Origin of the sequence: Paraburkholderia sp. EB58, from assembly GCF_050436665.1 — a bacterium.
Lineage (GTDB): Bacteria > Pseudomonadota > Gammaproteobacteria > Burkholderiales > Burkholderiaceae > Paraburkholderia.
Genome location: NZ_JBNDMQ010000070.1, coordinates 1 through 21,036, shown reverse-complemented (window position 1 = coordinate 21,036; position 21,036 = coordinate 1). Strand labels below are relative to the sequence as shown.

Below are 21,036 nucleotides of genomic sequence, written 5' to 3'. Positions count from 1 at the left end.
CCTTGAACTCCGGCGTGTACACTTTTCTTGTTTTTCCTGCGCTCATTATCCGTTTCCTGTCATCTACGACGACAGCTTAAATGCTTGTCTCATTTCCTGGGTCCACTTTAGAGTTCCTAGGCAACCGGATGATTCAGCAAGCCGTGATGATGAACATTGTCATTGTGGGAGAGACAGCGACACATATCCGTGACGAACACCCCGACTTTGTGAAAGCTAACGTCAACCCGGCAGTGCCTTGGCACAAGATGATTGGTATGCGAAACCGGATGGCGCATGGCTACTTTGACACGGATTTCGAGATTGTTTGGGACACGGTGAAGACTCATCTGCCCGTGCTTGAATATTTTCTGGCAACACGCGTTGAGCTTCAGCAGAGCATCGGCGATACGGAGGCGGATAAGCCTTCAACACCTGGGTTCGACAAGTAACGGGGAAAAGCTCCTCGTATTGGTCCCGAGGGATAACGAAAACATAAAGGGAAGAACATGAACGTCTTTCAACTCGTGGAAGGGTTGACGGGCCGAACAGACCCGGTGCGATCGCTTTTCAGCGAGGTATCAGCGGCGGGCGCCCGGGTGGAGCGCTTTCCGGGTAGAACCAGCCCCTTTTCGGGGAATGGCGGTCAACTCGCGACCGCCGATTTTCACTACGAGGAGCAGGTTTGGAAGATCTATTATCCCGCCCGCTTCAACGCTCATCAGGTCTACCACGAGCTGCTACACGTACGCGGACGTCATCTAGATTCCTTGACTGAATTGATTTGGCAGCGATTGAGTCAAGTTTTTCTACGCAGCAATTTTCGCTTCGTCGCACCACGTTTTGACGGCCTGTTCGGCGTTGCGGAAGCTGCGCTGCAATGACGCTGGTGAGGCCGCAGGTGCCTGGGGGCTGACCAATGCGAGGCCGGGTCGCAAGATGCGCGAGTACACGCGTGTATAGAAAAGGGCCGTTTGCAACCCTGGATCCGTGAGGTGATATCGGTGGGTCTTGGGGACTCGCTCGATCAGACAATGCAGGCGCAGGCGTCGCAGCTCGTAGCTCATGCGTCCCGGCGTGATGTCTCCGGCATGTAGCCCCAGCAGCACGGCATAGCCTTCGCAGGTCCTGATTGGTAAAGCCGCGTGCGACGAAGACGAACATCACCAGTGCATGCAGCAGGGCCTGGACCTTCGGGTCAGCAAAGCGTAGTGCCGCAGCACGCTGCCCGTCAACATGGCGCGCACGCTGCAGGGCCTGGAACGCGTCTTCGCCCAATGCACAGTCGTGGCTGATCTGCTCGATCTCGAGCATGCGCCGATTGGCGGCAAAGCCGATGCGGCGCAACTCGGCAAGGTTGTGCAGCAGCCGTCCCACGCCGAAGTCGTGGGTGTCGTTGATGGTGGTCTCGGTACGTAGCGCCTGACCCTCCTTGTGGTACTGCCTGATACGTGAACGCTTGTAGTCCACATGCAGCGAAGGGGTGACCCCTTCAGTAATCACCCGGGTGCGAAAGCGCCCCGGGGTGCGCCGGTTGACGCGGCGATCAAAGATCAGTTGCACCTGGCCCGGGCGTCCGATGTCCAGATTCTCGCGGATGACCTGCTCGAAGAAGATGCGCCCTGTCACGGGTCGATCGAGCACCTGGGTCAGGGCGAACTCGGCCTGCAGGATCGATAGCGCGTAGCGGTAGCCGGCGCCCCGGTCGTGACGGTCGAACGGATGCGGCAGTCGTGCCAGCCACTTGCGCAGCAGCCGATCAATCTTGCGCTCGTCGAGCCCATCGCAGATGCGTTGTAGCGCCTTGGGGTCTTCGCACGAGAGGATGCCGTTGTCCAGCGCCTCGAAGGCGATGCCGCGCTTGCGCAACTGGCACCTGGCGTACTCGTTGCCGTTGATGCACAGCCTGGCTTGTAGGGAAAGTAGGAACAGAACTTGAGGAAGAACGGGCCGAAGTCGTCGTCCACGCAGTAGAAGTAGTAGTGGTTGACCATCGCGCTGCCTTCGATGACACACGGATAGCTCATGCCGGTGCGTGCGCAGCGACGTCGTTCGGTGCGCACCACGCGCGCCTTCTCCTGGGCGCGGCCGACATACAGAACCCCTTCGTCGGCGTCGAACTGCTGCAGATACTGCAAGGTGATGTCGTCCTTGCGCTGGTGCTTGCCAAAGCTCACCAGATCGACACCTTGCGCGGCGACAAACTTCTCGATGCCTGCCACGAAAGCGACGGTCTTGGGCGCCACCGTCGCGGTCGAGGCAAAGCGCTGACCGAGATGGCCGCGCAGGTACCACACCACGCCACCTACGCGCTGCAGCTGCGGCACATACACGTTCAGGTACATCCGGTCGATGCACTCGCTTTCGAGCACGACGTGGTCCCGTAGAACATCGCACACACTCTGTGATAGCGTCATGTCTGGCTCCGGTCGTCCACGGGGTCTTCGGACCCCATTGAGCTTCGAGCTCGTACATCTCTGGGCTTGTCCCAGCCGGCTCGACCGGAGCCACCCTACACCTCCAGCGCCACGCAGTCACCCATACCACTCGTCGGTCTGAGGCGGAGCCTCGTTAGGTGATATCCGCCTCGAAACAGGCCGTTATAACTTTCCGGTGATCGCACAGGGCAGCATGCCGCGCGACGCAATTTGCATCGGGTTCGTGGCGGAGGGATGTGAAGTAACTCGCTATAACACTTCGGTGATCGGGGAGGAGGAGATACAGGTATATCCCCAGGGCGTGGAGTTGCTGTATCACGCCGTGGCTGCGTCCCGATGGGTCAATTTCATTGTTCCGGAAGAGCGCCTTCAGCGGGCGGCGATGACACGCATGAGGCGTCCACTGAAATTGCCAAGAGCGGTCAGTTCGGTACGGCTTCAACCGGGTGGGCGCTTATTCCTGACTCGCGTTGCCGATGATGCACTGGCCCTGGCAAGGACGATGGATGCGGCCGGCGGCATCTCACCGGATCTCGCAAACGAGCTGTCGCGATCACTGTTGGCCGGCTATGTGGATGCGTTGTCCGATGCGAACATCACGCGCAAGTCGGACAAGTCGCCTACCGCTGAGCGGCATCATCATCTGATACTGGCCTGTGAGCGGTTCGTGACGTCAGGTGAAGACGCTGGAATCGCCCTCGTCGATATCGCACAGCGCAGTGGATACAGCCTGCGTTCGCTCGAACTGATTTTCCGGCGAAGCGTCGGCATGACGCCAGGAAGGTGGTTCTTGAATGTCCGGCTCAATGGGGCATTACGCGATCTGCTCATACCGGGCCCGACATGTTCCGTGTCCGAAGTCGCTTCTAGGTGGGGCTTTCTCCATCTTTCCCGGTTTTCGGAACAATATCGCAAGGCGTTTGGGGAGCTGCCGAGCCAGACTTTGAACCGATCTCGTAGCTTGTCCTGAGCAGAAGCCAGTTATCGTGACGGCCGCAAGACGCCACACGACATTCACATCGATGATGCGAGTGTCCGTTGGTCGGCGGCATTGAGATACTCATCATTTCCCGTCGGAGGGCGGAATCGGGTCGAAGAACGACCCACGTACGGCGCAAGGCCGCCTGAAGCAGGCCCTCGTCGGAGTTGAGCGTCCAAAGCTAGGCACCTGACGCTGGGTAACATTACCGCGTATAGGTAATTGTTGTTGAAAATCACGTGCGTGCGCGAAACTTGACTCGCAATAATTCGAATCTTCTCCGCCAACTCCGCAAGCTCCTCGTCGCTATAGTCATAGTTGAAGCGATCACTCGCGGCCTTGGCATCCTTGACGTTCCACGTCTCATGATTCCGGCCGTGCAGACGCACGATAGCGAGGCCGTCGTTCGTCACCTCCCATACAGCGGGCACGATGTTCCCGGAACCCTGAGGTTCGTCGACGATGACGTTGACGAGATGGCGCGAGCGCTCGATCTGAAGCGTTCCAGCGGCCGCCGCTTCGCTAAACCATGAGCGGTGTCGGAATTCCGCAGCGACAGTGAAGCCTTCCATCTGGTCAGCGCAGTGATCGACGTGCGCGCGGCCGTCCGGATTGCTGACGAGCCAGGGCGCAAACTGGAAATGCACCGCCCCAGTTTGCCTGCGGCCCGGAGCGGCTCGGTTGACGCCGGCGATCGAGCAGCGCGGTCCACTCGTCCGGCCCTTTACCGTCGCTCATACCGCTGCGACGCAATCAATTTCAATGTCGAAATGTCCAGGCCACGCCGGCACGTTGACGAAAATCCGTGCCGGTGGCTGCGTACCGAAGAATCTCGCATAGATCTCGTTGACGACCGGGAACATCGTTACCGACGTGCAGTAGACGTTGCACTTCAGCACCTGATCGAGCGACGACCCCGCCGTCTCTACGCACAGTTTCAGTTGTTCCAGCACGCGCTCGGTCTGCTGCTCTATCGGTGCTTCCAGTACTTCGCCGGTCTGCGGATCGAAAGGCGGGAAACCTGAAACGTAGATCGTGTCGCCGTGACGCGTAACGGCGGACGTCGGCGCCTTCCAGCGCTCCAGCCAGCTCGACAGTGGTTCTACACGAATGATTTCACGGGCCATGATGTTCTCCTTGAAAATAGACAGAGTTCGAGCGGACCACGACCTTTAAGCGCCGTCGAGAAATTGCGCATTCAACTGCGCGCCTGAGGCAGCGTCGGCGAACCCATCGAAGCGTCCGTTGGCGAGCGATTGCGCTGCCCGCATGAAGCCACCCCATGCAGCCCGCGCGAGCGCCCCGCCGACGCTGACGCGCCGCACGCCGAGCGCGGCCAGGTCCTGCAGCGTAAGCGTGGACTGCGAGCCGATCAACACGTTCACTGGCCTGGGCGCCACGGCGGCAACGACGGCTTTGATCTGTTCGCGTGTCTGGATACCGGGGGCGTACAGACAATCCGCGCCGGCTGCCGCGTATGCCTTGAGCCGTGTCAACGTATCGTTCATGTCGGGCACCCCAACAAAGAAATTTTCCGCGCGACCAATCAGCAGCGTATCACCGCCGCTCTCGTCGATTGCCTGCCGTGCCGCTTCCAGCCGTTCGACGGCTACCTCTAGCGGGAACAGCGGGCTTTCGGCATTTCCGGTGGAGTCTTCGATGGAAAGGCCGGTGACTCCTGTTTCAATCGCCAGCTTTACGCTTTGGGCGACGTCGGCCGGATTATCTCCGAAGCCGTTTTCAAAGTCGGCGTTCACTGGCAGATCGGTTGCCGCAACCATGTCGCGCAGATGCGCAAGAATGATCTCGCGCGTCACGTGATTGTCTGCGCGACCGGTCGACCACGCGAAACCGGAACTGGTGGTCGCAATCGCCTGGAAACCAAGGCTCGCGAGGTAGCGGGCGCTGCCCGTGTCCCAAGGATTTGGCAGCATGAAGCAGCCAGATGCATGCAGTGCGCGAAAGGCGACGCGTTTTTCAGTAATGGTGCGTGACATGACGGGCTCCTGATAGCAGTTGGGAGCCGTTGCGGGCTCCCGGACACTTTCGGTTCAGCCGATCGCAACTTCGACGACCGGGAAATCGACCTCCGTATCGAACGCGTTGTTGACGAAGTTCGTCAACAGGAATTGCGCGCTGAGTGCGATGATTTCGACGATATTGGCATTGATGAAGCCCGCGGCTCGTACGGTGCGCAGATCGTCTTCGCTGACCTTGCCGTGCGTTTCCATCAGCTTCTTCGCAAACGCCACGGCTGCCGCGGTTTTCGGTGTGCCGGATTGACCCCTGCGATTAAGCTGGATTTCGTCGTCGTCGATATTCGCCAGGGTGCTTGCCACATACGAGTGCGCTGACAGACAGTACTGGCAACCGTTCACCTGCGAAACGGCAAGCGCGATGCCATCGCGCACTTTCGCGTCAAGCGTCTTCGCGAGCGCGCCCTGCAGGCCGGCCCATCCATTCAGCGCGTTCGGGCTTAGCGCCATGATGCGGAACAGGTTGGGTGTCATCGTCAGTTGCTTTGTCACAGCGTCGACAACGGGTTGTGATGCGGCGGGAAGCTGATCGTCGGTAGGAAGTGCAATGCGGGTCATGATGATTCTCCTGATCGAAAAAGGGAAGCGGTCTGCATCGAGTACGGCTGCGTTTGCATTGATGGAAAGTCTAGATGCAGACGTAGTGCAGAAAGTCCGGCAAACCGCGTCGAAAGTCCGCTTGTGTCGATCCGCGAAAGGCGTGGTGAGATCCAGAAAAAGAAATCGGCACCAGGGATCGGCGCTTGCGCGCCGACACCTGGTGCCGATAGAGGGGGGCGTTGCCTGTCGCGTTCAGGCAATTCCGCGTGCTGCCCGATCTTCCGTATCGAGCAGCAGGGCTTTGGTCGGGAGTCCGCCTGCGAAGCCGGTCAAGCTGCCCGACGAGCCGCCCACGCGATGGCATGGCGTAACCATCGAAAGCGGATTGCGCCCGATTGCCGCGCCTACGGCCCGCACTGCCTCACGGTTGCCGATTCGCGTCGCGATGTCGCGGTAGGTGCGTCGCTCACCGAACGGAATTTCGAGTAGCGCGTTCCACACGCGCTTCTGGAACGGCGTGCCTTCCATCGCGATATCGAGATCGAACTGCGTGGGCTCACCGGCGAAGAATTCGCGCAGTTGCCGCTCAGCGTCGAGCAGCACCGGATTGTCGTCGGCCGGTTGCATCTCGCCCAGCTTCACGCGATTCCTGCGCTCGTTCTCCCACAGGATGGCGATCAGCTTGGTGTCGCGCGCAACGAGTTTGAGCTTGCCGACCGGCGAATCGCTGGTCATGTATTCGAGAGCCATTACGAACCTCCTGCCCGTGGTTTGATGTTATCCAGTATGGACGGGAGGACGCCGCACGAAGTCCGTCAAAGCGTGCAAATCGTCCGGCTTTTCAGGCGTGTTCGGCGCTCGATCGATACTCGAGCGGGCCGGTGCCGAACACTTCGCGAAACGCCCGCACAAAGGTCCCACGGCTTGCGTAACCGACGTTACGCGCGACCTGATCGAGCGAGAGATCAGCGATGCGCAACTGAGCGGCCGCCTGCCGCATGCGAATGTCGCGCAGCGCCTGCATTGGCGACTTGCCGAGGGCCGCTGAAAAGCGGGCCATGAAGGCGGACCGGCTCAGGAATGCGGCGTCGGCGAGGCTCGCGATGCTGTGTCGCGAGCCGGGGCGCGCGACCATATCCGCGAAGACCCGTGCGATCTGGGGGTCGCCGAGCAGCGCGAAGCGTTCGAGCCAAAGGGTGCTCGTTTTTAGCGAGCGGCGCACGAGTGCGACGATCACCTGTTTCAGCAATGCGCCCGACATGGCGCCTGCGCCGGCCTCCTGGGCGACGAGCTCATCGAACGCGGTGCGTAGATAGAAGTCGAGTCGGTCGGACGCGTCGAAGTGCTCGACGATTGGGGTCGACAGGGTTTCGAAAAGATTAATCGATGCGCCGAACCCCGCATTGAAATAACCGCAGATCATCACGGTCATTGGCTCGGAGGTGCCAGCGCGAAACCGGCTGATCGAATCGACAACCTGCTTGTGTTCGCGCCCGGGAACCAGGATCGACGCGATGCCGGCCTTGCTGGCGGGCACTTCGAGCTTCAGCGGGTGGCGGGGCGGCACGATCAGCAGCGTGTGCGGCCTTAGCTGCACCGGTTCCGCGCCGGCGATGTGCAGCTGGCCTTCGCCGGACAGGATGTAGTGGATGCCAGGTGCTTCGTTGCCGTCCAGTTCCAGCACGAAGCCCTGACTGACGAGGCATTCGGACAATCCAAGTACCCGGATCTCGAGTGAGCTGATCAGCTCGTCCAGATCGGCTGGAGACACACGAGGCGCAGGGATAGGCGTTGCGACGGGCATTCGTATTGGGGGGCGAAAAGATCACTCGATGATCAATAACGACACACGATTCTCGCACATTACACATAGACGACGACTTGTGGCCGCTCTTCGACCCCAAGCCGCCATTGCCCCGGTCTACCCGAATGGCCGCTAGGGGTCGCGTGCTGTCGATCACCGGCCCGCAAGTTTCAGGCGACGTATGCCGATTGCATCGGACGGGCTTCGGCCACAAGCGGTCGGTTGAGGTCGCGATCCAATTCCGATATCCGAGGCCTCATCCGCTCCCTTTGAATGACCGGTCTTCGGCGAGCAGATCGAACGTGGCATTGCCTCGACGCGGCCAATTCCCGCCATTCCCGAACGCCGCCACATGGCCATTCGAGCGGCTGTTCAGGGGTGGTCAGCAGACTTTGGTGATACGGCAGCCAGCACTGGAAACAATCGGCCGCCGTTATACACGGGCTCCCGGCATCCGTACGACCTTGCAGATGTCACTGCGTCTTTAGATCAAATTGAGTCGCGCGCCCATCTCGACGACGCGGTTGGGTGGCAGGCCCAGGTGTGCGGTAGCATCGAGCTCGTTCTTGCGCAGTCGGCTAAACAGACTCAACAGCATGTGCCGAACCGGGCGCTGCTTCGTCTGTACCGAGAGCGACTCACGCCCCAGGTAAAACGTAGTCATCATCGCGTCATAGGCAGGACAACCCGCGCATTGCAATGCCTGCTCAAGCAGCTGCGGCACGTTCAGCATTTCCAGGTACCCATAACGACCTTCGATGCGTACGAAGCCCTGCTCCAGGCGCTCCACCGTGAAGCGTTCGGCGGGTGACACGCGTGGGATTTCCTCGGTGAGCAACGTCAAAAGCACGATCTGCTCGTGGAGTACCTGATTGTGCTTGAGGTGATGCAGCATGGTGATGGGAACGGACTTGCCTGCCGCCATCAGAAACACACCCGTGCCGCTCACGCGATATGGTGGCGCGGCAGCGATGCTCGAGATAAAGCTGTCCAGCGGCAGGCCCGAGTCCTTACGGGCCCGTTGCAGGGCCCGCAGCCCAAGCAGCCAGGAGGTTGATATCACGAACGTGATTGCGCCGATGCTGAGCGGAAGCCACCCACCGTCGGCAAACTTCATGGCATTCGCCGCGACAAACGCCAGATCTACCATCATGAACACCCCGGCGACCAGCACGATGCGCCATACCGGCCAGAGCAGACGCACACGCGCATACGCGGCAAACAGCATGGTGGTGATCGCCATGGTCGTTGACACGGCGATGCCGAAAGCTGCCGCCAAGCTATCCGAGGTACGGAACCCCAGCACTACGGCAATGGTACCGACCATCAGCACCCAGTTCAGGCCCGGCAGATAGATCTGTCCAGCTGTGCTGGACGATGTGTGCCTGACCGTCACACGGGGTGACAGTCCAAGCTGCGCAGCCTGCCGCGTCAAGGAAAATACGGCCGAGATCAGCGCCTGCGACGCCACGATGGTTGCAAGCGTTGCCAGCATAACCATCGGATACAGGCCCCATGCAGGCACGGTCGTATAGAAAGGACGATCCGCAGCACCGGGATTGCGCAGCAGCAATGCGCCTTGTCCGAGGTAGCAGACGGTCAGCGCTGGCAATGCCAGGCCATACCACGCGAGGCGAATCGGCCGCGCGCCAAAGTGGCCCATATCGGCGTATAGCGCCTCGCCGCCAGTGAGACACAGCACCACGGCGCCCAGCGCGACAAAACCCTTGAAGCCGTTACGAGCGAAGAATGTTATTCCGTTGATGGGGTTGAAGGCGGCCAGGATGCCCGGTGTTTGCACGAGCGATACCATTCCGAGAATGAAGATGGTAACGAACCAGATAGCCAGAATTGGACCGAATGCCACGCCGACCCGGCCGGAACCTAACGGCTGGACCGCGAACAGCACGACCAGGATCAATACCGTGATCGGCACTGTGTAATGCGCGAACGCGGGCGTTGCTACCTCGATACCCTCAATCGCGCTCAGTACCGAGATCGCGGGCGTGATGACGCCATCGCCGTATAGCATGGCGGTACCGAACATTGCCATGAACACCCAGCGCAGGGCGCCATGCCGCGTCACACGCCCCGTGCGCTCCCCCACCAGTAGTGCCAACAATGCTAACAATCCGCCTTCGCCGTGGTTGTCGGCCTGCATCAGCACCAGCACATACTTGATGCTGACCATCAAGATCAGCGACCACAGGAACAGCGAGACGATGCCGATCACATTGGCGTGCGTTGCCGCCACCCCGAGCGTGCCGCCGAAAGATGCTTGCAAGGCATACAGGGGACTGGTTCCCAGATCGCCAAATACGATGCCGAGCGCAGCTAGCGACAGCGCTAGCGTTCCGCCAGCCGCACTTGAGGGCTGCGAGGTCTGCAGAGCACGCACGTTGTTCATGGATTTGTCGTATGTGTAGAAATACTGGCCGGAATCTGATCCGGCCTTACATCATTCGGGTCCATCGTCAACCGATGTCCTGCCTCAACGCCACACAGGCAACGTTCTGCAAATTGTGCATCAATTCCGGATGCCGATGATTGAATTTACTGATCGAAGCACTTCGCCTTCAGTGCGACAGCGGAATACGTAAACGTTGCTTCGTCGTCTCGTTAACAATCCCAAATGGGTCGTTTGGAAGTCTCACCGGCCGGCCTTTCAGCCGTAATGGTTTTCCATCAATCCGGATTTACGACATTTTTATTCGGCTCGCCCTATACCTTTAGAAAACCTGACAAGACAGGTTGCGACACCGTCGCAGACGCGCCGGTGCGGAGGTTGTCGTCCCTGAAAATGAGGTTCGTCATGAACTTAATGATCTGGCTACCGGGCTTATTCGTGCTTGGACTGGGGTGTATGGCGTTGTGCGTCGCGTTTATCGATGCGTGCGACAAGATTTGAGGAGACCATCATGGCCTGGCTGGCTGTCGCGATTTCCGCATTGACTTTTGTTTATCTGTTCGTCGCGCTCGTTCGACCCGAGTGGTTCTGAGCGAAGTCCGACGCATTCTGTTGTCTATCTCGCGTAGAAGGGGAAGCCCATGTGGACCCTGCCGCTTCTGATACTGGTCACGGCGATCGTCGTGTCGATTCCGCTAAGCCGCTACATGGCGTGGATTCTGGATGGGCGATACCGTGCACCTGGCGTGCTGCGCTGGTTCGAAGCCAGACTCAATAGCGGTCCGCAAGACTGGAAGCAGTACACCGTCGCGCTGCTTGTGTTCAACGTGGCGCTGTTCGTGTTCGGCTTCGTCGTGCTGTCGCTGCAACCGCTGATGCCGCTCAATCCACTCGGACGTGGGATGCTGGCGCCATCGACGATCTTCAACACAGTCGTTTCTTTCATGACCAACACAAACCTGCAGCACTATTCGGGTGACCAGCATTTTTCTAATTTCAGTCAGATCTTTTTTATTCTGCCGAACATGTTTCTGTCGGCTGCCGTCGGCCTGTGCGCCTTGACGGCGATCATTCGTGCGCTGCGCGGCGAGCAGCTCATCGGCAATTTCTTTGTGGATATGTGGCGTGTCGTGGTCTACATGTTCGTGCCGATTGCACTGATCGTCGGCGTGATCTTCATCCAGCAGGGCATGCCGATGACCTATCAGAGCGACTATCAGGTGACGACGCTCGAGCCTGCTGCGATGGGCACGGCCGATAACGGCCAGCCAAAACAGCAGACGCTGATCGTGGGTCCGGTTGCGGCCGTGATTCCAATCAAGATGCTCGGCACCAACGGCGGCGGATTCTATGGCATGAACTCAGCCCATCCGTACGAAAACCCGAGCGCCGGCTCGAACTTCGTCACAACCCTTGCGATGATGATTTTCCCGTTTTCGCTCGTACTGATGTACGGCCGCATGCTAGGGCGTCTGAGGCACTCGGTGGTGATCTATAGCGTAATGCTGTCGATGATGATCGGGCTGATCGGGTGGGCGGTCTGCTTCGATACGCTAAGGCCGAATCCTGCGTTTACCGCACACCCGGCGTCGCGCACCTATCAACTGGCTGGCACGAATCATTCGCTGACGGTTCCTGCGCTGGCCGCGTTGCCGGTTGAGCAGCATCTGGGCAATCTGGAAGGCAAGGAGCTGCGCTTCGGTAAATCGGCGGCCGCTACGTTCGCGGCAATTACGACGGACGTGACATGCGGTGCGGTGAATGCCGAGCACGATAGCCTCAACCCGTTGGCGGGCCTGTCGCCGATGATCGGCATGTGGCTCAACTGCGTGTTCGGGGGCAAGGGCGTCGGCATGATCAACCTGCTGCTGTTCCTGATCGTCGGCGTGTTCCTCGCGGGGCAGATGGTCGGGCGCACACCGGAGTATCTGGGCCGCAAGGTCGGTGCGCGGGAAATGAAGCTGGCGATGATCGCGCTGCTGGTGCATCCGATCCTGATACTCGGCCCGACCGGTTTGTTTTCTGCAACCGACTGGGGCACCAAAGCCGAAGCCAATCCGGGCGCGCACGGCTTCAGCGAGATCACCTATCAGTTCTCGTCGGCCTCCGCAAATAACGGCTCGGCATTCGACGGTCTCGCCACGACCTATGGGTTCAACAGCAACCCGAGCCCGGCGCCCACAGCCGTGCAATGGGATACCGCAACCGGACTCGTGATGCTGTTCTCGCGCTACTTGCCGATCATTGCGCCGATCGCCATGGCGGCTTATCTCGGTCGCAAGAAGATGGCACCGGCCACCCTCGGCACGATGCGCGATAACACGGTGACATTCGGCTTCCTGCTGCTCGGCACGATCCTGATCGTGGGCGCACTGCTCTTCCTGCCCGTTGCCGCGCTCGGTCCGGTTGCGGAGCATCTTGGGCCTATTCCATTCGGTGGATGACACTGTCCACCTGTTGAAAGAACGCTAACGCTAAGGCATTCCTCCAGTCACTGGATCGAGGAGCATCCATCATGGAAACAGTAAAAGTGGCGAACGGACCGGCACCCGGGATGACAGCGGGCCCCCGTCCGCCGCACAAATCGCAGACCGGGGGGCTGTTCTCGTCGCCACTTGTGCGCGCGGCGCTGCGGCAGTCATTGATCTCGTTGCGCCCGGACATCCAGTGGAAAAATCCGGTGATGTTCGTGGTCGAGATCGGCGCGGTGCTGACGTTGGTGTTCATCATCCAGATGGCACTCGGCGCGGCGCATAGCCAGGCACCCCTCACGTACTTCATCGCACTCGACGTGTGGCTGTTCCTGACGGTCGTGTTTGCCAACTTCGCCACCGCGATTGCCGAAGAGCGTGGCAAGGCGCAGGCCGATGCATTGAAGCGCGCGCGGCGCGACACCGTCGCGTATCGTCTGCGTCCCGATGGGGCGCGCGAAACCGTCCCATCGATCAAGCTGAAACGGGGGGATCTCGTGATCGTAAGGGCGACCGAGGTGATTCCGAGCGATGGCGAGATCATCGACGGCACCGCTTCGGTTGACGAATCCGCCATTACGGGCGAGTCCGCGCCGGTGATCCGCGATGCGGGCGGCGACCGTTCGGGCGTGACGGGCGGCACCACAGTGCTGTCTGACGAGATCACGGTGCGTGTCTCGGCGGAAGCGGGCGAGACCTTTCTCGACCGCATGATCGCGCTGGTCGAAGGCGCGGTGCGGCAGCGCACGCCGAACGAAATCGCGCTGACGCTGGTGCTGTCGGCCTTCACGCTGATTTTCCTGATCGTCGTGGTCCCGCTCTGGTCGATGGCGTTCAACGCCGAGCAGTACATGACCGGTTACCTTGGCCTGTCCGAGCCGCTGCACAGCCTCGGCACCGACGTGCCGACGCTGGTGGCGTTGCTGGTCTGCCTGATCCCGACGACGATCGGCGCGCTGCTCGCGGCAATCGGCATTGCTGGCATGGACCGTGCCCTGCGCGCCAACATCATCGCGAAGAGCGGCAAGGCTGTCGAGGTGGCGGGCGATATCGACACGGTCGTGCTCGACAAGACCGGCACCATCACCATCGGCAATCGCCGCGCAACCAGCTTCCTGCCGGTGGGCAAATACGATGAAAGCCAGCTCAAGCGGCTCGCTGCGCTCGCCTCGTTCGGCGATCAGACGCCCGAGGGCAAGAGTATCGTCTCGGTGGTCCAGCCGCTCGCGCAGTACGCCGCCGGCCACAACGTGCCGCACGATGCGAAAGTGATTCCGTTTACCGCGCAAAGCCGCATGAGCGGCATCGATATGCCCGACGGGCACTCGATCCGCAAGGGTGCCCCCGATGCGGTGATCGCCTATGCGCAGCAGCACGGTGGCGAGGTGCCGTACGGCCTGGAGGCGATCCTTAAGCAGACGGGCGAACAGGGTGCCACCCCACTCGTCGTCGCCAGCGGCAATGAGATCGTGGGTGTCGTGGTCCTCGAAGACATCCTCAAGCCCGGGATTCGCGAACGCATCGGGCATTTGCGCAAGATGGGACTGTATACGGTGATGATCACCGGCGACAACGCGTTGACTGCCGCGACCCTGGCACGCCTCGCGGGCGTCGACCACTTCATCGCCGAGGCGACGCCGGAAGCGAAACTCGCGTATCTGCGCAAGGAGCAGGCCGAAGGCAAGCTGGTGGCGATGATGGGCGACGGGACCAACGATGCGCCGGCGCTGGCGCAGGCGGACGTGGGCCTCGCGATGAACTCCGGCACGCAGGCGGCCAAGGAAGCGGGCAACATGGTCGATCTCGACAGCGATCCGACCAAGCTGATCGAGGTGATCGAAATCGGCAAGCAGTTGCTGATGACACGCGGCGCACTCACGACGTTCTCAATTGCCAACGACGTGGCGAAGTACTTCGCGATCGTACCCGCGCTCTTCGCTGGCACGCTGCCGTGGCTCGCCGCAATGGACGTGATGCATCTGCATTCGCCGACTTCGGCGATCCTCTCGGCGGTGATCTTCAACGCGATCATCATTCCGTTGCTGATTCCGATTGCACTGAAGGGTGTTAAATACCGTGCGTTGGGTGCCGACGCGCTGTTGCGGCGCAATCTGCTTGTGTGGGGGCTGGGCGGGGTGATCGTACCGTTCGCGGGGATCAAGCTGATCGACCTGTTCATGGTCGGTCTGCATATGGTCTCTTAACAGTCGCGCGAGAAGGAGTAAACCATGTTGCGCCATCTGTCTAAAAGTATCTGGCTGCTCGGGCTCGTCACCGTGCTCGTATGCGGCGTCTATCCTGCGGTGCTGTGGCTGATCGGTCAGACCGCGTTTCCGTTCCAGGCGAACGGCAGTATCGTCAATGGGCCGGACGGCAAGCCGGTCGGCTCGTTGCTGATCGCGCAGCCGTTTACCAAGGACGAGTATTTCCAGTCGCGTCCGTCGGCGGTGTCCTATGACGGCTCGGCCTCGGGTTCGTCCACGCTGAGCGCCAGTAACTACGCGTTGCGTGACCGCGTGGCGCGGGTGCTGGGACCGATTGCGCAATACGCGAGTGGTCCGAAAACTGGTCAGCTGGTGGCACCGGACGTGGAAGCCTGGTTCCAGGCCGATCACGCGGGCGGCCAGCCGCATATCGTCGCGCAGTGGGCCGATGCGCACAACGGGCTTGCCCAGGCATGGGTCAATGCGGATCCCACGCATGGCAAGTATGTCGATGACTGGACCAAACAACACGCTGCGGTCGTGAAGCAATGGATTGCCGCGAACCCCGGCACACCGCAGCCCAAGGTGGCGGATCTCGCCGTGCCGTTCTTCGAGACGTTCTCAAATGAGCATCCGGGCCAGTTCCCATCGAGCGTCACCCAGACCGGCAGTGACGGCAAGAGCGTGACGTCAATACAACCGGTGAATACCGGCTCGGATATCCAGTCGATGTTCTTCGACATGTGGCGCCAGGACCATCCGGACGTGGCCTTGCAGAATGTACCGGGCGATTTTGTCACGACCTCGGGCTCGGGCCTCGACCCGGACATCACACTCGCTAACGCGACCTATCAACTGGATCGTGTGGCGCCGGCGTGGGCGAAGGACACGAAGCGCGACCCGGCAGAGGTGCGCGCCGATATCAGCGCGATCCTCGAACAACAGGCTCATGCACCGTTCGGCGGTCTGGTGGGCGAGCCGCTGGTGAACGTGCTGGCGGTCAATCTGGAGTTGCGCAGACGCTTCGGGGCGCCGGCATGACCATGCAAACGCAGCCGCAAACCCCGCCGCCGATTCATCAGCCCGGTAATCTCGGGCAGGCGCGTAGCGCGGCGGGTTCGATGTTCGATCCGGCGATTATCACGCCGGCGCTCGTCGATTCGTTTCGCAAGCTGACGCCGCGTACGCAGATACGCAACCCGGTGATGTTCTGTGTGTACGTCGGCAGCATCCTGACGACGATCCTGTGGATCGCGGCGCTCAACGGCCAGGCCGAGGCGGCGACGGGCTTTATCCTCGCCATTGCGCTGTGGCTGTGGTTTACCGTGCTGTTCGCCAACTTCGCGGAAGCGCTCGCCGAAGGACGCTCGAAGGCCCAAGCGGAGTCGCTGCGTAGTGCCAAGCACAACGTGGTGGCGAAGAAGCTGCAGGAGCCGCATCCTAAAGCGCCGGTGCGCATCATGACGGCCACCGATCTGCGGAAGGGCGACGTGGTGCTGGTCGAAACCGGCGACGTGATTCCGGCTGACGGGGAAGTGATCGAAGGTGTGGCGTCGGTGGACGAATCAGCTATCACGGGAGAATCCGCACCGGTGATCCGCGAATCGGGCGGCGACTTCTCGTCGGTGATGGGCGGCACACGCGTGCTGTCCGACTGGATCGTCGTGCGTGTCACGGCGAACCCCGGCGAGGCGTTTCTCGACCGTATGATTGCGATGGTCGAAGGCGCGAAGCGTCAAAAGACACCGAACGAAATCGCACTGACGATTCTGCTGGTTGCTCTCTCGCTGGTGCTGCTGCTGGCTACCGCGACGTTGCTGCCGTTCTCGATGTTCGCCGTCGAAGTGACCAAGGCCGGCCATGTCGTGACGATCACCGTGCTCGTCGCACTGCTCGTGTGTCTGATTCCGACCACCATCGGCGGCCTGCTGTCGGCGATTGGCGTGGCCGGCATGAGCCGCATGATGCAGGCGAATGTGATCGCCACGTCCGGCCGCGCGGTGGAAGCGGCCGGCGACGTCGACGTGCTGCTGCTCGACAAGACCGGCACGATCACGCTCGGCAACCGGCAGGCGTCGACCTTCATTCCTGCGCCGGGTGTGACGGAAGAAGCGCTGGCCGATGCGGCGCAGCTGTCGTCGCTAGCCGACGAAACGCCGGAAGGCCGCAGCATCGTCGTGCTCGCTAAGCAGCGCTTCAACATCCGGCAGCGCGACATGCACGCCTTGCACGCAACGTTCCTGTCGTTCAGCGCGCAATCACGCATGAGCGGGGTCGATATGCCGGACCGCGAGATCCGCAAAGGCGCGGCCGACGCGCTGCGGCACTACGTCGAACAACGCAGCGGCCGCTATCCGGCCGAGGTGGGCAGCGCCGTAAGCGAGGTGGCGCGGCGCGGCAGCACGCCGCTTGTCGTCGCGGAAACACTCGGCGAGACGACGCACGTGCTTGGTGTGGTCGAACTAAAGGACGTCGTCAAGGGCGGCATCAAGGAGCGTTTCGCCGAGCTGCGTAAGATGGGGATCACGACCATCATGTTGACGGGCGACAACCGCCTGACCGCAGCTGCGATTGCCGCAGAAGCAGGGGTGGATGACTTCCTCGCGGAAGTCACGCCGGAGGCCAAGCTGACGACGATTCGCGCGCACCAGGCCGAAGGCCGTCTGGTGGCGATGACGGGTGACGGTACCAACGACGCGCCTGCGCTGGCGCAGGCCGACGTCGCAGTGGCGATGAACACCGGCACGCAGGCGGCGAAGGAAGCCGGTAATATGGTCGACCTCGATTCGAATCCGACCAAACTGATCGAGATTGTCGAGATCGGCAAGCAGATGCTGATGACGCGTGGCTCGCTCACCACGTTCTCGATTGCCAACGACGTCGCCAAGTACTTCGCCATCGTCCCGGCTGCGTTTGCGACGACCTATCCGCAGTTGCGCGTGCTCGACGTCATGCATCTCAGCTCGCCTTCGTCGGCGATCCTGTCGGCGGTGATCTTTAATGCGCTGATTATCGTGGCGCTGATTCCGATGGCGTTGAAGGGTGTGAAATACCGGCCGCTCGGCGCGGCGTCGCTGCTGCGACGCAACCTGCTGGTCTACGGGCTGGGCGGCATTGTGCTGCCGTTCCCGTTCATCAAGCTGATCGACATGATCCTCACGGCGTTTTAATGGGTCTGATCAGGGGCGAAAAATCATGATGAAAAACATTCTTTATATGATGTCGGGTCCCGGCTCGCGGCGCCGCCAGTACCTCGTGCACGAGCGCAGCGCACATTGAGCGGAGCCGTCATTTGAGGGCGCGCACCGGAAGCACTGCCTGGATTGTCTCCATGCCCCGTCGCTGGCGTACATACGTCCTTCGCAGGGCGATCCGGGCCACCGGCACCGTCACCGTGACAAAATCATGAGCGAGCCGACTGTGACCGTTGTCTTGATTGACGACGATAAATACATTCGCCGTTTTGTCCGCGCGGCGCTGGAAGCGGAGGGCATGACGGTCTGCGAGACGAACACCGGTCGGCAGGGGCTCGCCCAGGCGGCGACGCGCCGGCCCGATCTGGTGATCGCGGATCTCAGCTTGCCCGATATGGAAGGTACCGAGGTGATCCGCGAACTGCGCGCATGGTCCACCGTCCCCGTCATTGTTCTGTCGGCTCGTAGCCGCGAAGAGGACAAGGTGAAAGCGCTCGACGCCGGCGCCGATGACTATCTGACCAAACCGTTCGGCCTGCCCGAACTGTCGGCGCGGATTCGGGCCCAGTTGCGCCGGCAAATTGGTGGCGCAACTGGATTGACACAAGTTCGCTTCGGGACTGTCCTGCTCGACCTTGGTGCGCGGAGGGTGCTGCGCGGCGACGAAGTCGTGCATCTAAGCCCCATTGAGTACCGGTTACTGTCCGTGCTCGCAAGGCATGCCGGGAAGGTGCTCACCCATCACCAACTCTTTCAGGAAGTGTGGGGGCCGTCACGTGCCGACAACTACCACCACTATCTGCGCATCTATATGGCGCACTTGCGGCAGAAGCTCGAATGCGATCCCGCGCAGCCCGAGCACATCGTCACAGAGAGTGGTGTGGGATACCGGCTGGTTGGCGTGAGTGACTATCACAGCCAGTGACATGATGTAGCACTCAGTTCAGATAACGGGATGAGCGCGGCGCGTTTGCGCCTTCTCGTCCTGCATTCGCCAACTTTGGATGGGTTTCACGGACGGTCGCCGAATATTATGACGTGGCACGCGCGACCGAAAACATGGCTTCCTGGGCGTGAAAAGCTTTCTTGTTGGTGAAGTACATGCCAATAAACTTCTCCAGGCGGATTTCCGAATATCGCCATTACAGCGTTGAGCGGACAGTCGTGGCTCCGAACCTCGAATGTCTCTATCGGGTTGTCCGCGCCATTACTCCGTTCGGACGCGGGCCATGGTTGACATAAAATCCTGATCTGGGCAACATTCCAGCGCCTACCCATTGTCGGCGACCGCCCGCTACAATCGTTGCATCCATCGTTGGATGGCTCACCGTGACCGCAGACCCGGTCAGGAAATCCGTCCGGTCGCTCACGAGGATCGTCAGCAATCCGGGAAGCCCGCGTCAGTCGAAGACATCACCGGAGCCCGCCCCGAAGCAAAGATGCCGTCAGCTACGTGCGCGACGATCGCATTGATCTGCGGGTTGCCGGCATCGAGTCGTTTGAGCGGAGCGTCCGTCCCATCTCGCGCAGAGACTTCGCGAGTACGAATGAGGTGAGCAAGTTCAGTCGTGGGCAAATGCCATAGATCCGTCACGATGCCTCGGATAGAGGGTAAAAGTATGAATGAAGGTCATCGTTCAGCTGCCTTCTTCCTGCAGCGTCAGTTTGCTCGTCACCGAAGTGACGCCTTGAACCTTCGCTGCGACATCCGTAGCAATTCGATTCTGATCTTCACTCTGGATAGAACCCGCGAGAGTCACCCGGCCCGTATTGGCCTTCGCGAAGACCACTATGTCAGCACCATCCAGTCCTTTGGTTTTGTAGATGGTTTGCTGGATCCGCTTCGCGAAGGCTCGGTTCGCTGCACGCTCGGCTTTCTTTGTTAGCGGGACCTGGTTTGTGGTCGCGGCATCGGTAGCCTGGTTTTGGCTCATCGAGTTCGTTGCTGGAGTCTGCGCGTAAACAACGGCAGATAGCAGGGCGGTAGCTGTTATGCTAACTATCCTAATTTTAAAGTTCATATCTTCACCTCTAATTAATAAGTTTAACGAAATTTTGCAAACCATGTTTTTTGCATGTTTGATCCATTTGCATCCAGATTTTGTAGTCGTGCAGACAAATTTTGTGGTTGACCGGTAGCGATGTGAACGCCTCGTTGACGGGCTTCATGTGTCAGATTAATCGGCTGAGCCCCAAAATGCTATAGAACTCATGGTTCGACGTTCGAGCGTGTCGGATGAAGGACACATACGTTTGTATGTCGATGATGTCCTTGTGTTGCTGAAGAATTGGCTTTTTGTCCACCCCCGAGTCTCCGAAAGTGGGACTACGATGGGAATTGCGCAGCGCCATCGATCATCTCAGGTATTTCTAGCAGACAGACGGCTGGCGGTAACGCGGCCGTGCTTCCCATCGCGCGGGTGGTCAACGCGCCGATCACAGCGGCAACCGCAAAGCCAGCACGAATTGCCACAAATGCGCAAACGCGAGTTGCCGTGCCCGCAGCGGACGATGCACCTATGGTTAGCGCAAATAGTGCATCGGCGAGCTTGCGAAATTGCCGGTTGCTGGGTCATCGGATGCCCCATAACGCCCAGGCCGAGAAAAGCGCCGCGAGACACTGCGTGGCGGGACGACGAGACTGTTGGATCGTTCACCGGTTCGACTTCGGGCGAGACTAGTTATTACGTAGTGCAATGAAATGGATGCGTGCCCCAGCCTCCAAATCTACGAGGCTATCCATATGTATGGTAGGTCTATACGAAATAGGATTCTTCTTTTGCATGCTTCCCATCTTACGATGACGGTGTAGGCCGCAATCGTCGGGCACGGAATCGTCAGAGCAAGAGCCTTAACGGAGCACTCATGGAACACCACGCGCGCACGCAGAACGAAAAACTCGAAGTCAAAACCACGACCTGCTACATGTGTGCGTGCCGCTGCGGCATCCGCGTGCATCTGCGCGACGGCGAAGTGCGCTATAT

Annotated in this window: 21 protein-coding genes; 11 read left to right on the top strand and 10 right to left on the bottom strand. The window is 60.3% G+C overall.

Annotated elements, in window-relative coordinates; translation table 11 throughout:
- Positions 1 to 80 precede the first annotated feature (80 nt).
- The 3 genes from P3T40_RS43840 (at position 81) to P3T40_RS43830 (ending at position 1,398) form a co-directional block, all read left to right on the top strand.
- Entirely contained in the window at positions 81 to 431 is a 351-nt protein-coding gene (locus tag P3T40_RS43840) for a HepT-like ribonuclease domain-containing protein (protein WP_429273909.1), read from the top strand.
- A gap of 57 nt (positions 432 to 488) precedes the next feature.
- A complete protein-coding gene (locus tag P3T40_RS43835) occupies positions 489 to 863 on the top strand; it encodes a hypothetical protein (RefSeq protein ID WP_429273908.1) in 375 nt (124 codons plus the stop codon).
- Positions 864 to 1,215: 352 nt separating this feature from the next.
- Positions 1,216 to 1,398 carry a hypothetical protein gene (locus P3T40_RS43830; RefSeq protein ID WP_429273907.1) on the top strand — a complete coding sequence of 61 codons (183 nt, stop codon included), beginning with the start codon at positions 1,216 to 1,218 and terminating at the stop codon, positions 1,396 to 1,398.
- Positions 1,399 to 1,628: 230 nt separating this feature from the next.
- Here P3T40_RS43830 and P3T40_RS43825 read toward each other — a convergent pair whose 3' ends face one another.
- Positions 1,629 to 2,396 carry a hypothetical protein gene (locus P3T40_RS43825; protein WP_429273906.1) on the bottom strand — a complete coding sequence of 256 codons (768 nt, stop codon included), beginning with the start codon at positions 2,394 to 2,396 and terminating at the stop codon, positions 1,629 to 1,631.
- 214 nt (positions 2,397 to 2,610) lie between these two features.
- Here P3T40_RS43825 and P3T40_RS43820 point away from each other — a divergent pair, with 214 nt between their 5' ends.
- Positions 2,611 to 3,387: a helix-turn-helix transcriptional regulator gene (locus P3T40_RS43820; RefSeq protein ID WP_429273905.1), complete on the top strand. Its 777-nt coding sequence runs from the start codon at positions 2,611 to 2,613 to the stop codon at positions 3,385 to 3,387.
- Positions 3,388 to 3,431: 44 nt separating this feature from the next.
- On the opposite strand, the gene P3T40_RS43815 is transcribed toward P3T40_RS43820, so the two are convergent.
- The 7 genes from P3T40_RS43815 to P3T40_RS43785 form a co-directional block, all read right to left on the bottom strand.
- On the bottom strand, positions 3,432 to 4,043 hold the full coding sequence (locus P3T40_RS43815) for a DUF72 domain-containing protein (protein WP_429273904.1): 612 nt from the start codon (positions 4,041 to 4,043) through the stop codon (positions 3,432 to 3,434).
- Positions 4,044 to 4,130: 87 nt separating this feature from the next.
- On the bottom strand, positions 4,131 to 4,523 hold the full coding sequence (locus P3T40_RS43810; RefSeq protein WP_429273903.1) for a RidA family protein: 393 nt from the start codon (positions 4,521 to 4,523) through the stop codon (positions 4,131 to 4,133).
- A gap of 45 nt (positions 4,524 to 4,568) precedes the next feature.
- Positions 4,569 to 5,393, bottom strand: a complete 825-nt coding sequence (locus P3T40_RS43805) for an isocitrate lyase/PEP mutase family protein (RefSeq protein ID WP_429273902.1) — start codon at positions 5,391 to 5,393, stop codon at positions 4,569 to 4,571.
- 54 nt (positions 5,394 to 5,447) lie between these two features.
- Positions 5,448 to 5,990 (bottom strand): carboxymuconolactone decarboxylase family protein, encoded by a 543-nt coding sequence (locus tag P3T40_RS43800; protein ID WP_429273901.1) that lies wholly within the window; start codon positions 5,988 to 5,990, stop codon positions 5,448 to 5,450.
- Between the two features lie 234 nt (positions 5,991 to 6,224).
- Positions 6,225 to 6,722 (bottom strand): methylated-DNA--[protein]-cysteine S-methyltransferase, encoded by a 498-nt coding sequence (locus tag P3T40_RS43795; RefSeq protein WP_429273900.1) that lies wholly within the window; start codon positions 6,720 to 6,722, stop codon positions 6,225 to 6,227.
- 91 nt (positions 6,723 to 6,813) lie between these two features.
- Entirely contained in the window at positions 6,814 to 7,743 is a 930-nt protein-coding gene (locus tag P3T40_RS43790; RefSeq protein ID WP_429273899.1) for an AraC family transcriptional regulator, read from the bottom strand.
- A gap of 517 nt (positions 7,744 to 8,260) precedes the next feature.
- A complete protein-coding gene (locus P3T40_RS43785) occupies positions 8,261 to 10,183 on the bottom strand; it encodes a potassium transporter Kup (protein ID WP_429273898.1) in 1,923 nt (640 codons plus the stop codon).
- 481 nt (positions 10,184 to 10,664) lie between these two features.
- Here P3T40_RS43785 and P3T40_RS43780 point away from each other — a divergent pair, with 481 nt between their 5' ends.
- The 6 genes from P3T40_RS43780 (at position 10,665) to P3T40_RS43755 (ending at position 18,977) form a co-directional block, all read left to right on the top strand.
- Entirely contained in the window at positions 10,665 to 10,775 is a 111-nt protein-coding gene (locus P3T40_RS43780; protein WP_429273897.1) for a potassium-transporting ATPase subunit F, read from the top strand.
- A 49-nt stretch (positions 10,776 to 10,824) separates the two neighbouring features.
- Positions 10,825 to 12,627 carry a potassium-transporting ATPase subunit KdpA gene (gene kdpA / locus P3T40_RS43775; protein WP_429273896.1) on the top strand — a complete coding sequence of 601 codons (1,803 nt, stop codon included), beginning with the start codon at positions 10,825 to 10,827 and terminating at the stop codon, positions 12,625 to 12,627.
- A 110-nt stretch (positions 12,628 to 12,737) separates the two neighbouring features.
- Entirely contained in the window at positions 12,738 to 14,858 is a 2,121-nt protein-coding gene (gene kdpB, locus P3T40_RS43770; RefSeq protein ID WP_429273911.1) for a potassium-transporting ATPase subunit KdpB, read from the top strand.
- Positions 14,859 to 14,882: 24 nt separating this feature from the next.
- Entirely contained in the window at positions 14,883 to 15,899 is a 1,017-nt protein-coding gene (locus P3T40_RS43765) for a potassium-transporting ATPase subunit C (protein WP_429273895.1), read from the top strand.
- Positions 15,900 to 15,979: 80 nt separating this feature from the next.
- The gene (kdpB, locus tag P3T40_RS43760) at positions 15,980 to 18,028 is read left to right on the top strand and encodes a potassium-transporting ATPase subunit KdpB (RefSeq protein WP_429273910.1); all 2,049 of its coding nucleotides are present in this window, start codon (positions 15,980 to 15,982) and stop codon (positions 18,026 to 18,028) included.
- A gap of 235 nt (positions 18,029 to 18,263) precedes the next feature.
- Positions 18,264 to 18,977, top strand: a complete 714-nt coding sequence (locus P3T40_RS43755) for a response regulator (RefSeq protein ID WP_429273894.1) — start codon at positions 18,264 to 18,266, stop codon at positions 18,975 to 18,977.
- Between the two features lie 453 nt (positions 18,978 to 19,430).
- On the opposite strand, the gene P3T40_RS43750 is transcribed toward P3T40_RS43755, so the two are convergent.
- Both P3T40_RS43750 and P3T40_RS43745 read right to left on the bottom strand, forming a co-directional pair.
- The gene (locus P3T40_RS43750; RefSeq protein WP_429273893.1) at positions 19,431 to 19,646 is read right to left on the bottom strand and encodes a hypothetical protein; all 216 of its coding nucleotides are present in this window, start codon (positions 19,644 to 19,646) and stop codon (positions 19,431 to 19,433) included.
- Positions 19,647 to 19,689: 43 nt separating this feature from the next.
- Positions 19,690 to 20,073 (bottom strand): BON domain-containing protein, encoded by a 384-nt coding sequence (locus P3T40_RS43745; protein WP_429273892.1) that lies wholly within the window; start codon positions 20,071 to 20,073, stop codon positions 19,690 to 19,692.
- A gap of 844 nt (positions 20,074 to 20,917) precedes the next feature.
- Between P3T40_RS43745 and P3T40_RS43740 the strand changes: the two genes are divergently transcribed.
- Positions 20,918 to 21,036, top strand: a 119-nt coding sequence (locus P3T40_RS43740; RefSeq protein ID WP_429268185.1) for a hypothetical protein, incomplete at its 3' end; no start/stop codon positions are given.

Excerpts from the sequence above, each read along its gene's own strand:
- P3T40_RS43780 (WP_429273897.1), top strand. The coding sequence starts at position 10,665 with ATGCGTGCGACAAGATTTGAGGAGACCATCATGGCCTGGCTGGCTGTC.
- P3T40_RS43795 (WP_429273900.1), bottom strand. The coding sequence starts at position 6,722 with ATGGCTCTCGAATACATGACCAGCGATTCGCCGGTCGGCAAGCTCAAA.
- P3T40_RS43820 (WP_429273905.1), top strand. The coding sequence starts at position 2,611 with ATGCCGCGCGACGCAATTTGCATCGGGTTCGTGGCGGAGGGATGTGAA.
- kdpB (WP_429273910.1), top strand. The coding sequence starts at position 15,980 with ATGTTCGATCCGGCGATTATCACGCCGGCGCTCGTCGATTCGTTTCGC.
- P3T40_RS43800 (WP_429273901.1), bottom strand. The coding sequence starts at position 5,990 with ATGACCCGCATTGCACTTCCTACCGACGATCAGCTTCCCGCCGCATCA.
- kdpA (WP_429273896.1), top strand. The coding sequence starts at position 10,825 with ATGTGGACCCTGCCGCTTCTGATACTGGTCACGGCGATCGTCGTGTCG.
- P3T40_RS43765 (WP_429273895.1), top strand. The coding sequence starts at position 14,883 with ATGTTGCGCCATCTGTCTAAAAGTATCTGGCTGCTCGGGCTCGTCACC.
- P3T40_RS43840 (WP_429273909.1), top strand. The coding sequence starts at position 81 with ATGCTTGTCTCATTTCCTGGGTCCACTTTAGAGTTCCTAGGCAACCGG.
- kdpB (WP_429273911.1), top strand. The coding sequence starts at position 12,738 with ATGACAGCGGGCCCCCGTCCGCCGCACAAATCGCAGACCGGGGGGCTG.
- P3T40_RS43785 (WP_429273898.1), bottom strand. The coding sequence starts at position 10,183 with ATGAACAACGTGCGTGCTCTGCAGACCTCGCAGCCCTCAAGTGCGGCT.
- P3T40_RS43755 (WP_429273894.1), top strand. The coding sequence starts at position 18,264 with ATGAGCGAGCCGACTGTGACCGTTGTCTTGATTGACGACGATAAATAC.
- P3T40_RS43825 (WP_429273906.1), bottom strand. The coding sequence starts at position 2,396 with ATGACGCTATCACAGAGTGTGTGCGATGTTCTACGGGACCACGTCGTG.
- P3T40_RS43830 (WP_429273907.1), top strand. The coding sequence starts at position 1,216 with ATGGCGCGCACGCTGCAGGGCCTGGAACGCGTCTTCGCCCAATGCACA.
- P3T40_RS43810 (WP_429273903.1), bottom strand. The coding sequence starts at position 4,523 with ATGGCCCGTGAAATCATTCGTGTAGAACCACTGTCGAGCTGGCTGGAG.
- P3T40_RS43835 (WP_429273908.1), top strand. The coding sequence starts at position 489 with ATGAACGTCTTTCAACTCGTGGAAGGGTTGACGGGCCGAACAGACCCG.
- P3T40_RS43805 (WP_429273902.1), bottom strand. The coding sequence starts at position 5,393 with ATGTCACGCACCATTACTGAAAAACGCGTCGCCTTTCGCGCACTGCAT.
- P3T40_RS43745 (WP_429273892.1), bottom strand. The coding sequence starts at position 20,073 with ATGAACTTTAAAATTAGGATAGTTAGCATAACAGCTACCGCCCTGCTA.